The sequence below is a fragment of the Paraburkholderia sartisoli genome (genome assembly GCF_900107685.1).
Lineage (GTDB): Bacteria > Pseudomonadota > Gammaproteobacteria > Burkholderiales > Burkholderiaceae > Paraburkholderia > Paraburkholderia sartisoli.
In genome coordinates, this window is record NZ_FNRQ01000004.1 from 400725 (window position 1) to 411808 (window position 11084).

The 11084-nt window shown below is 62.8% G+C and carries 11 protein-coding genes; 3 read left to right on the forward strand and 8 right to left on the reverse strand.

The window, feature by feature from the left end:
* The first annotated feature begins 69 nt into the window (after positions 1-69).
* Positions 70-1047 carry a 2-dehydropantoate 2-reductase gene (locus tag BLV45_RS15660; protein WP_090534571.1) on the forward strand — a complete coding sequence of 326 codons (978 nt, stop codon included), beginning with the start codon at positions 70-72 and terminating at the stop codon, positions 1045-1047.
* 94 nt (positions 1048-1141) lie between these two features.
* Here the strand turns inward: BLV45_RS15660 and BLV45_RS15665 are convergent, their stop codons facing one another.
* The 3 genes from BLV45_RS15665 to oxlT are packed head-to-tail and all read right to left on the reverse strand — an operon-like array spanning position 1142 to position 4994.
* Entirely contained in the window at positions 1142-2599 is a 1458-nt protein-coding gene (locus tag BLV45_RS15665; protein WP_090534572.1) for an aldehyde dehydrogenase family protein, read from the reverse strand.
* Positions 2600-2657: 58 nt separating this feature from the next.
* Entirely contained in the window at positions 2658-3647 is a 990-nt protein-coding gene (locus tag BLV45_RS15670; protein ID WP_090534574.1) for a LysR family transcriptional regulator, read from the reverse strand.
* 18 nt (positions 3648-3665) lie between these two features.
* Complete coding sequence (gene oxlT / locus BLV45_RS15675) at positions 3666-4994, reverse strand: oxalate/formate MFS antiporter (protein WP_090534576.1); 1329 nt, start codon at positions 4992-4994, stop codon at positions 3666-3668.
* 358 nt (positions 4995-5352) lie between these two features.
* Between oxlT and BLV45_RS15680 the strand changes: the two genes are divergently transcribed.
* Both BLV45_RS15680 and BLV45_RS15685 read left to right on the forward strand, forming a co-directional pair.
* Complete coding sequence (locus BLV45_RS15680; RefSeq protein ID WP_090534578.1) at positions 5353-6300, forward strand: LysR family transcriptional regulator; 948 nt, start codon at positions 5353-5355, stop codon at positions 6298-6300.
* Positions 6301-6399: 99 nt separating this feature from the next.
* Positions 6400-6708, forward strand: coding sequence for an HAD family hydrolase (locus BLV45_RS15685; RefSeq protein WP_090534726.1), 309 nt, complete (start codon positions 6400-6402; stop codon positions 6706-6708).
* 68 nt (positions 6709-6776) lie between these two features.
* Here BLV45_RS15685 and BLV45_RS15690 read toward each other — a convergent pair whose 3' ends face one another.
* The 5 genes from BLV45_RS15690 to BLV45_RS15710 form a co-directional block, all read right to left on the reverse strand.
* On the reverse strand, positions 6777-7532 hold the full coding sequence (locus BLV45_RS15690) for an NAD(P)(+) transhydrogenase (Re/Si-specific) subunit beta (RefSeq protein ID WP_090534580.1): 756 nt from the start codon (positions 7530-7532) through the stop codon (positions 6777-6779).
* A gap of 41 nt (positions 7533-7573) precedes the next feature.
* Positions 7574-8392: a fumarylacetoacetate hydrolase family protein gene (locus tag BLV45_RS15695; protein ID WP_090534582.1), complete on the reverse strand. Its 819-nt coding sequence runs from the start codon at positions 8390-8392 to the stop codon at positions 7574-7576.
* 48 nt (positions 8393-8440) lie between these two features.
* Positions 8441-9688 (reverse strand): formyl-CoA transferase, encoded by a 1248-nt coding sequence (frc, locus tag BLV45_RS15700; protein WP_090534585.1) that lies wholly within the window; start codon positions 9686-9688, stop codon positions 8441-8443.
* A gap of 441 nt (positions 9689-10129) precedes the next feature.
* A complete protein-coding gene (locus BLV45_RS15705) occupies positions 10130-10873 on the reverse strand; it encodes a GntR family transcriptional regulator (protein WP_176954175.1) in 744 nt (247 codons plus the stop codon).
* A complete protein-coding gene (locus BLV45_RS15710) occupies positions 10851-11066 on the reverse strand; it encodes a hypothetical protein (protein WP_090534587.1) in 216 nt (71 codons plus the stop codon). Before BLV45_RS15710 ends, BLV45_RS15705 begins: the two co-directional genes overlap by 23 nt.
* Positions 11067-11084 lie beyond the last annotated feature (18 nt).

The window sequence follows — 11084 nt, forward strand, 5'->3', positions numbered from 1 at the left end:
ACATCTCACGCGCGGGCACTGCACTTGCGGCAACGGACAGACAGCTTTCAATCGTCACTGGGGCAAACCATGAAGATCTGTGTCTTCGGAGCAGGTGCAATAGGCGGGCTGATGGGTGTGCAACTGGCACGGGCGGGGGCTGACGTGAGCTTCGTCGCGCGCGGTCCACATCTCGCCGCCATGCGTGAACACGGCGTGCGACTGCAGATGGACGGCGAGGAAGTCTCCGCCAGGGTCCGCTGCACGTCCGATCCGCGAGAGCTGGGCGTGCAGGACTACGTGATCATCACGCTCAAGGCGCACTCACTGCCGGGCGTCGTCGAGTCGATGCAGCCGCTCTTCGGCAAGCACACGGCCATTATCACGGGCACGAACGGCATCCCTTACTGGTACTTCTATCAACACGGCGGCCAGTTCGCGGGCACGCGCCTCGCGAGCGTCGATCCGGATGGCTCGCAATGGTCGCGGCTCGGCCCGGAGCGCGCGATTGGCTGCGTGCTGTACCCCGCCGCCGAAATCGCGGAGCCTGGCGTCATCAAGCACGTGTACGGCAAGAAATTCCCGATCGGTGAACCGAGCGGCGAACGGACCCCGCGTATCCAGCAGTTTCACGAGATGATGCAGGCCGCCGGTTTCGACGCGCCGATCCGCGAGAACATCCGCGACGAAATCTGGCTCAAGCTGTGGGGTAACCTCTGCTTCAACCCGATCAGCGCGCTCACACACGCGACGCTCGACATCATCACGAGCGATCCCGGCACGCGGGCCCTGTCGCGCGCGATGATGATCGAAGGCAAGCAGATCGCCGAACAGTTCGGCGTGCATTTTCGCGTCGACGTCGAGAAGCGGATCGATGGCGCGGGCGCGGTCGGCGCGCACAGAACGTCGATGCTGGTCGACCTGCTGCACAAGCGGCCGATGGAAATCGATCCGCTCCTGACCGTCGTGCAGGAGATGGGACGCCTCGTCAACGCGCCCACGCCGACCATCGATGTCGTGCTCGCCCTCGTCAAGCAGCGCGAAAAGATGGCGCTGCAGGGCGACTGATTTTCACGGCACGGCCTGAGTCACGAAGGGGACCGGATGCGCTGCATCCGGTCCCCTTCGCTTTTGATTCCCGCAAATCAACGCCGCGTGTCGCTCAGTGATCGATCGACAGCCACACGCTTTTCGGCTCCGTGAAGTTCTCGATCGCGACGTCGCCATGCTCGCGCCCGAAGCCCGAATCGCCCGAGCCGCCCCACGGCAGGCGCACGTCGGTATAGCCGTACGTGTTGATCCACACGGTGCCCGCTCTCAGTTCACGCGCGACGCGATGCACGCGGCCAATGTCCCTGCTCCACACGCCGGCCGCGAGGCTGTAGAGCGTGCCGTTCGCGATGCGGATCGCGTCGGCTTCGTCGTCGAAGCGGATCACGCTCGCCACCGGGCCAAAAATTTCCTCCTGCGAGATACGCATCTCATGTTCGACGTTGGCGAACACCGTCGGCTCGACGAAGAAACCGCGCTCGCCGATCCGCGCACCGCCGGTCACGAGCGAAGCGCCCTCGTTCCGGCCGATGTCGACGTAATCGAGCACCGTCTTCATCTGCGTGGCGGAAACGAGCGGGCCCATCGCTGTTTCCCGCAAGGTCGGGTCGCCGACACGGATCGCCTTTGCCCGCCCCGCGAGCCGTTCGACCACTTCGTCGTACACGTTGCGATGCGCGAGAATGCGCGAGCCCGCCGAACACACCTGCCCCGTGTTGAAGAAAATCCCCGACGCGGCGGCACGCACGGCGTTGTCGACATTCGCGTCGTCGAAGATCACGTTCGCCGACTTGCCGCCGAGTTCGAGCGTCACGCGCTTGAAGTTGCCCGCGGCGCCCTGCAGGATGCCGCGTCCCACCGAAGGCGACCCCGTGAACGTGACCTTGTCGACGCCCGGATGCGCGACGAGCGCGTCGCCCACCACGCGCCCCTTGCCCGTGACGATGTTCAGCACGCCGGGCGGCACGCCCGCTTCGAGCGCGAGTTCGCCGATCCGCAATGCCGACAGCGGCGTGATTTCAGCGGGCTTCACGATCATCGTGCAGCCGCATGCGAGCGCCGGCGCGATCTTCCACATGCCGATCATCAGCGGAAAATTCCACGGCACGATCGCGGCCACCACGCCGACCGGCTCGCGCAGCGTGTATGTCAGCGCGTCGGGACGCACCGGCACCACCTGGCCGTTGATCTTGTCGCACCAGCCGGCGTAGTACGCGAGCGTGTCGATCGCGGCGGGCACGTCCTGGCGCATCACCGAGGCGATCGGCTTGCCCGCGTCGAGGCTTTCGAGCGCGGCGATTTCATCCTGATGCGTACGCAGGAGTTCGGCGAAGCGGTTGAGGATGCGCCCGCGTTCCGCGGCGCGCAGCGCGTTCCACACCTTGAGCGCGGCGCGCGCGGCCGCGACCGCCGTGTCGACGTCCGCCGCGCTGCCCTGGGCGACGAGCGCAATCGGTTCCTCTGTGGCGGGGTTCACGTCGACGGAATATTCACCGGTACCCGGCGGCACGCGTTTGCCGCCGATCAGCAGGTCATGGCGTTTGAGGTCGGTCTTCGCTTGAGTGTCCATTGTCGTGCTCCTTGCAAAAGTCATTCATTGCGCGCCCCACAGCACAGGACCGCGCGGGCTACGGCGTTCGTAACACCGTGCCATTGCCGGGTAGCGCCGCGAGCGTGCGCGGACCGACGCCTGGCCACATCGGGGCCGTATCGCTGAGCGGGCCCTGAGGGTGCGCCTCCTTGAAGAACTGCGACCAGACCGCTTCCGCGTTCGGCCGGAGCGAGCGGTTCTTGCGACGCACGAGCATCGTCACCAGCGAGACTTCCGGGACTAGCGGCCGCGTGACGGTGCGAGCCGAATGCGCGGGCCAGTGTGCGTCGACAGGCAGAACGCCAACGCCGAGCCCGAGTTCGATCATGCGCAAAACAGCGGCCACGTGCCCCAGTTCCTGAACCGGACGCGCGCGCGGGCGCAACGCGCCAAGCGCGCGATCGACGCTCGCGCGGCTGCCGGCATCCGCGTTCAGCGTGACGAGCGGCACGTCGTCGAGCGCGTTCCATGCCAGCGTGGGGCGCAGCGCGAGCGGATGGGCCTCGGGTAATACCGCGCACAGCGGCGTGGAAAACAGCACCTGCGCATGCATGCCGGTGTACGCAGCGGGATCGAAATCGGAGACGACGCCAAAGTCGACTTCGCCATGCTCGACGCCCGCCAGCACAGCCGCCTGCGGGACGTCCTTGACGGAGATGATCAGATCGGGGAAAGCGGCCGCGCAGCGCGCGAGACCGCCGGGCAGCCAGCTCGACGACAGCACCGGATTGCTCGCGATCACCACGACGCCCGTGTGGCTCTCGTGCGCGGCACGGCCCTCGCGCAGCGTGATGTCGATTTCGTCGAGCAGACGGCCAATACGGCGCTCGAGACTGGCGCCGGCCGTCGTCAGTTCGACCTGACGCGTCGTGCGGTCGAAGAGCCGGAGCTCGATCGCTTCCTCAAGCTCGCGCACGCAGCGGCTGACCGCCGACTGCGTGAGATCGAATTCGCGCGCCGCGCGGGTAAAGCTCCGCTGGCGCGCGACCGCAACGAACACCTTCAGCTGATGCAGCGAGATATTCATGACGCGAAAGACCGTGGTTTATTCACCCGTCTGCTCCGGCCAGTGGCTCAGTCGGGAGGCACTTTTGGTCTGCACGACCGGATTTTCGCTCGCTTCCACCCAGCGGGTGCGCATCGGCGCGAGGATGAACTTCGCCGAGATGCCGGCCGCGATCGTGATGACCGCCGACACGATGAACACCAGGTTCCATCCGCCCGTCGCCGAGAGCACCGAGGCGATCGGCACGATCAGCGACGCCGTGCCCTTCGCCGTGTACAGCGTGCCCGCATTGGAAGCCGCGTACTTGCTGCCGAACGTGTCCGCGCAGATTGCCGGAAAGATCGAGAAAATCTCGCCCCAGAACAGGAAGATCAGCGCGGCGAACGTCATGAACGCATACGGGTTACTGCCGTACTGCATCAAACCGAGCAGCGCGAGCCCCTCACCGATGAAGATGAAGAACATCGTGTTTTCACGGCCGATCTTGTCGGAGATGAAGCCACAGAAAGGACGCGTGAAGCCGTTGCAGATGTTGTCGATCGAGAGCGTCATCGTGAGCAGCGGCAGCGTCATGCCGAAGAAGCTCATCGGCAGTTTCGCGAGGCCCCAGTCTTTCGCAATCGGGCCGAGCTGCGCGGTGGCCATCAGGCCGCCCGCGGCCACCGCGACGAACGACGCGTAGATCACCCAGAACACCGGCGTCTTGATCATCTGCCCCGGCGTGTAGTCGATCTTGCTCATCGCGAACTTCCTCTTCGCGGTGGACGTCGAACGCAGCGCCGGCTTGTGCAGCAGCAGCGCCAGCACGAAAATGCACACGCCCTGCAGGATGCCAAAGAACAGGAACGTATGTTCGTAACCCGTGCGCGTGATCATGTTGGCGATCGGAATCACCGTAACCGCGGCGCCCGCGCCAAAACCCGCCGCCGTCAGGCCGGCCGCGAGCCCGCGGCGGTCCGGAAACAGTTTCAGCGCATTGCCCACGCACGTGCCATACACGCCGCCCGCGCCGAGACCCGCGATCACGGCCGCCGCGTACAACTCAGGCAAGGTCGTCGCGTATGAATTCATGATCCATGCGACGCCCGCGCACAGCGCGCCGACGGCAACGACCGGTCGTGGACCGAACCTGTCGACCAGCCAGCCCTCAACGGGCACGAGCCACGTCTCGGTCAGGATGAAAATCGAAAAGGCCAGCTGGATCGACGCCTGCCCCCAGTGATGCCGCGCGTTCATCGGTGCGACGAACAGTGTCCACGCATATTGAAGATTGGCGACGAGTGCCATGCACACCATGCCAATGACGAGTTGAGTCCACCGGTTCCCTAGAAAAGAAGGGGCAGGCGGTTGCTGGGTGAGAACGTTCATGTGTCTTGTCTCCGCTATCTATTCAGTGCAACCGGCCCGATCGCCATGCTGCATCCATTCCAGCTTATAGTTAAGACCCGAAAATCAATGCCATCGGGAATATTCGACACCTGCATTGCCTCAATTTAATTCATTTAAAAAAGCAATGCGAAAATCATCAGACTGAAAGAACGGACTTTACTTAACCGGCTTTTACCGGATCAACCCCTTGCTACGCATGCTCCATACCCCTACGCGTTAACCCGGTGCGCCACGTATTTATAACCGCTGTCTTACAGAACCATGCTAGGGTCATTGCTCAATAACTAATAATTAAAGTTTGTTATTATGTAGATTCACTCTTGCTTATACATCGGCCATGACGATGAGAAACGCAACACTTCGCCAGTTGAAGGTCTTCGAAACGGTCGCGCGCCACCTCAGTTTTTCGCGCGCGGCGGAGGAGCTGCATCTCACGCAGCCGGCCGTTTCCACCCAGGTCCGCCAGCTCGAAGACCACGCGGGGCTTCCCCTTTTCGAGCAGCTCGGCAAGAAAATCTACCTGACGCCCGCCGGCACGGAGATGCTTCACTACAGCCGCGCGATCATCCAGCAGTTCCACGAAGTCGACGAAGCGATGGGCCGGCTTAAAGGCGTCTCGGGCGGCACGCTGAACGTGGCGGTGATCAGCGCCGGCGACTACTTCTTTCCGCGCCTGCTCGCCGAATTCACGCGCCGCTATTCGGGTGTGACGCTCAACCTTGCGGTACACAACCGCGAGGAGCTGCTGCACCAGCTGTCGACCAACCAGACCGATCTCGCGGTGATGGTCCGTCCGCCGCACGAAATGGATTCGGTCAACGAATCGTTCGCGCCGCACCCTTATGTCATCGTCGCGTCGCCCAGCCATCCGCTCACCAGAAAGAGCAACATCCGGTTGAGCCAGCTGGCGAACGAGGCGTTCATCGTGCGCGAGCGCGGCTCCGACACGTGGAATTCGATGGAAGAAGGCTTCGCTGGCCGGCTCACGAATCTCAAGGTCGCGATGGAGATCAAGAGCACGGAAACGATCAAGCAGGCGGTCATCGCGGGCATGGGCATCGCGTTTCTGTCCGCGCATACGATCAGCCTCGAACTGCAGGTCGGCAATCTCGCCGTGCTGGATGTCGAAGGCTTTCCGGTCATGCTCAACTGGTACGTGGTGCATCGCAAGAACAAGCGCCTGCCGCCCGTCGCCGAAGCGTTCAAGCGCTTCCTGATGGAAGAAGGCGCGAACCTCATCGAACAGATCACCAACCTGAAGGATTCGGGCGTGTATAAGCGATAGCGTATGGTTTTCCAATAAAACTTTAACTATTGCCGATCGGTGCGCATGCCTATGCTTGAGTCGAGTCATTTCACTCAACCGCCTGGGAGCCCGATGATGATCAATCACGCTTCGGTTCAGTCTCATACCACCTCGCGTGCTGGCCGCGTCATTGCGGACAGTCCTGACGATGCGCACCTGAGCGCATGGAACGCGGCATTCAGCGACCTTGGGTTGCGGTTTCGCTGGGATCGCGACACGCTCGATGCGCTCAATGAGTTCAACTGCGAACTCGCGCGCGTTACCGCGTACATCGAGCAGTTCCACGCCCATCTGCACAAGGCCTACGACGCCGACTTCCTGGCCCAGCTGATCCTGCAGAAGAAGAGCCAGTACTTCGATGCTTTCACGCCGGCACGCGGCGCCTGATCTGCTTCGATACAACCCTGCCTGCACGCGCCTCCTGTAACTGGTTGAGCGTGCACCCTCATTCACGCTCACTTCACGGGCGGTGCGCCCACCGGGTGACGCATCGCGCGATAACGCTGCCTGCCGCGATACCGCCATTCGACGCCGCGCCGGTACGCGCCCGCGCGCTGGACGCCGCATTCGTCGCGCAGGGACCAGCAAGGCGTCGAGAAATCGTCGCCGGGCACAATGTGTGAGGGATCGCCGCGCAATTCGATGCGCTCCAGGATGCCGCGCCGATGCATGACACCGCAGCGCGCATGAACGCGCGCACCGGGTATCGCGAACGCGGGCGCATGGGGCTCGTGATCGGCGGCGGTCATCATGTGCGCGCCGAGCGCGGCGGCGAGCAGGCTCATCGCGAAGAGCGCGGCCACGTCGAAGTTATGCGTGTCTTCCGTCACGAACGCGTAGCCGAGCCACGCACACAGCAGCAGCGCGACGACGTTGACGATCTTGTAGCCGGGAAACGCTGCGTTGCGATCCACGAGCAGGCCGTGCAGCTTGAAAAACGCAATGGCACAGCCGGCAAACACGAGTCCGCCGATAAACACCGCGACGCACGACTCGACGCGTTCGATGCCCACCGGCATCGTGGCAAGCAGATAACGCGCGAAGCCCGCGCCGGTCACCATCAGCCCGACGCCGCTGCCAAGTAGCGTCAGGAAACCGGGCCTGTGCAGCAGATCGCGATGGCGAACCGTCCGCGCGCAAAACGTTGCGCCTGCAACAATCGACAGAACGCCGACAATCGCATAGACGGCGTTGCCCAATTCTTCCGGCATGTCTCCTCCTCCCGCGACGCCGTGGTACGGCGTCGCCCAGATCAGACGGAAATACTCGCGGCCGTGATGGCGGCCTGTTCTGTGCCCTCGCCCGTCAAGGCGAGGATGTTGCTCAACGTGCCAATGCCGTCGATCGAAACCGTCACCGTCGCGCCATCCTTGATCGACCCGACGCCAATCGACGTTCCGCAGGCGATCACGTCGCCCGGTTCCAGTGTCAGGTCGTGAGAAATCATGCTGACCTGCTCAGCCGGCGAAAACACCATGTCCGACAACGGATAGTTCTGTCGCTCCACGCCATCGACCTTCGTCACGACGTGACACGCCTGCCAGTCGAGACCCGACACGATCGCCGGACCGACACAGCAAAACGTATCGAAGCCTTTCGCGCGACACCATTGCGGAAAGTGCGGATTTTCCGTGAGCAACTCGGCAGCCGTCACGTCGTTGACGATCGTGTAGCCGAAGATCGACGCCGCGGCCTCCTCGACGCTCGCCGCGCGGCAGCGTTTGCCGATCACGATGCCCAGTTCGCCTTCGTACGCGATCTTGCCCGCGTAGCTGACCGGCCGCCGGATCGGATCACCAGACCCGATCACGGATTCCGCCGGCTTGATCAGAAAGAGCGGATGTGACGGCACCGGCTTCTCGAGCTTGGCGGCGAGCGCATGGAAGTTGTTCCACAACGCGACGACCTTGCCGGGCGCGCAGGGCGCGATCTGCGTGAGCGCGCGCGTCGACAGCACGGCGCCCGTCGGCACCGGATGATGAAGACCTGCGTATTCGTGCAGATAGCCGTTTTCAACACGGCCGAAGACGATGTTGCCGTCATTCGACTTGAAGCGCATCCAGGTTTCCACGGTCAGTTCCCTGTGAGTGAGATGTGATCTTCTCGCGTATGCGAAGCGTCAGATGGCGCCGGCCACGCGCAACGCGCTGATCTGCTCCAGCGAGTAGCCGAGTTCAGCCATCACCTCGTCGGTGTGTTCGCCGAGCAGCGGCGAGCGCGTCACTTCAGTGGGGCTGTCCGACAGCTTGATCGGATTGCCGACCGTCAGATACTTGCCGCGCGTCGGATGGTCGACTTCGACGATCGTGCCGGTCTTGCGCAGCGACGGCTCCTCCGCGATTTCCTTCATCGAGAGGATCGGACCGCACGGAATGTCGTGCCCGTTGAGGATTTCCATGGCCTCGAACTTGGTCTTGCTCATCGTCCAGCGTTCGATCTCGGCGAAGATTTCCTTCAGACGCGGCAGGCGCGCCGCAGCTGTCGCGTATTCGGGATCGGTGGCCCATTCTTCCTTGCCGATCACGTTGCAGATCTTCGCCCACACGGGCGCCTGCGTGATGAAGTAGATGTAGGCGTTCGGATCCGCTTCCCAGCCCTTGCACTTCAGGATCCAGCCCGGCTGGCCGCCGCCCGACGCGTTGCCCGCGCGCGGCACCGCCTCGCCGAACGTGCCGTTCGGGTACTGCGGATATTCCTTCATGACACCGGTGCGTTCGAGCCGCTGCTGGTCGCGCAGCTTCACGCGGCACAGGTTCAGCACGCCGTCCTGCATCGCCGCCAGCACACGCTGGCCGCGGCCCGTCGAAACGCGCTGAAAGAGCGCCGTGACGATGCCGAGCGCGAGATGCAGCCCCGTGCCGCTATCGCCGATCTGCGCGCCGGTGACGACCGGCGGGCCGTCGTCGAAACCGGTTGTCGAAGCCGCGCCGCCCACGCATTGCGCGACGTTCTCGTAGACCTTGCAGTCTTCGTAGGGACCGGGGCCGAAACCCTTCACGGACGCCACGATCATCTTCGGATTGAGTTCCTGGATGCGCTCCCAGGTGAAGCCCATGCGATCGAGCGCGCCCGGCGCGAAATTCTCGACCAGCACGTCGCATTTCTGGATCAGCGCTTCGAGAACCAGCTTGCCTTCCGGGTTCTTCGTATCGATCGTGACCGAGCGCTTGTTGTGATTGAGCATGGTGAAATACAGGCTGTCGACGTCGGCGATATCGCGCAGCTGCTCGCGCGTGATGTCGCCCGCACCGGCCCGTTCCACCTTGATCACGTCGGCGCCGAACCATGCCAGCAACTGCGTGCATGTTGGACCCGACTGCACATGCGTGAAGTCGAGAATCCTCACGCCGTCGAGCGCTTTACCCATGTCATGTCTCCTTCAATGATGTATGCGTTCTGTGTGTACACCGGTCCGTCGTGCATGACTGCGATCTGCGTCGAGATCGACCTGCCCTGACCGACACGGTATGTGATATATCACATTCATTCAAGCGTAATTTCGCTGCTGTCTTTCTGGTCAAATATCCGCTTTAGCGCCGTCTGGCGTGGATTTCCGGCCGGATGCACGTCACATCACCACGTCTTGACCAGGGGAAAATACCGAGCAGCATTCATTCACGTTTCGTTGTGATATATCACATACTAGATTTCACGAAGCGTCAAGGGAGGGCTTTCCCGGCGTTTGCGAAGATCGCGCGATATGAGATGAAGGGGGCCACTGCATGTGCGGCGCGCACAATGGAAAAAGGGCCAGCGGTGACGCCACCGCTGGCCCTGTTGAGTTGAAGCCGGTCTTCAGTGAAACCGTTCAGTCGAGAAAATCGCAGTTCGCCTCGACGAACGTGGCGAGATCCAGTGAATGCTGGCGCGTCAGACGCTCGGCCAGTTCCGTGTCGCGCTGCTCGAGCGCCTCGATGATCCGCAGATGGTCGACGATGGAACGTGACGCGCGGTCGCTCTGCGAAATCGTCATGCGGCGGATTGCGCGCACGTGGATGAAGATGTTCTTGATCGTGTCGAGGATGATCTGCGACTTCGACAGCTCCACGATCGCCTGGTGGAACGCAATATTCGCGTCCGAGTATTCAGCGATGTGCTCGGCCGGCGTGGCGTCGCGGAAATGATCGAACATGTGCCGTAGACGCGCGATTTCCGCGTCCGTCGCGTTTTGCGTGGCGAGGCGCGCGGCCATGCTTTCGAGCGCGGCCCACATCTGGATCATTTCGACGATTTCACGCTTGCTCTTGCGCACGATATAGATGCCGCGACGCGGCACCATGCGCAAAAAGCCCTCCTGCTCCAGCAGCGTCATCGCCTCGCGAACGGGTGTACGGCTCACGCCGAGCGTTTCGCTCAGCACGCGTTCATCGAGGCGGATTTCCTCGCGCGACTGGTAAATATCCGCGTCGGCAATGGCCTGGCGCAGCATGGTGTAAGCCTGGTCGCGCAGGCTGGCGGTCGCATTGATCGGCTGGAGTGCCAGCGTCAACGATGCGACCGGAAGCGCCGCCGCGGGTGTAGCCACTATTTCAGTTTGAAGTTCTGACGACATTCATCGCCTCTTGTTGAGCGCGCTCACGATGCGGCCTGGCGGCGGGGGCCGCTTCACCGAGGCCGACATAACGGCCGTGCAGCGCGGCGAGCTCAGCAACCGGCTGCGGAATCCATTTTGTCAGCAAAACAGTGGCGGCGGAACCCAGACCAACCACACCGATGGCAAGCAGCGACAGAGAAACAAAATCCATTTGAAGCTCCGAATGAGT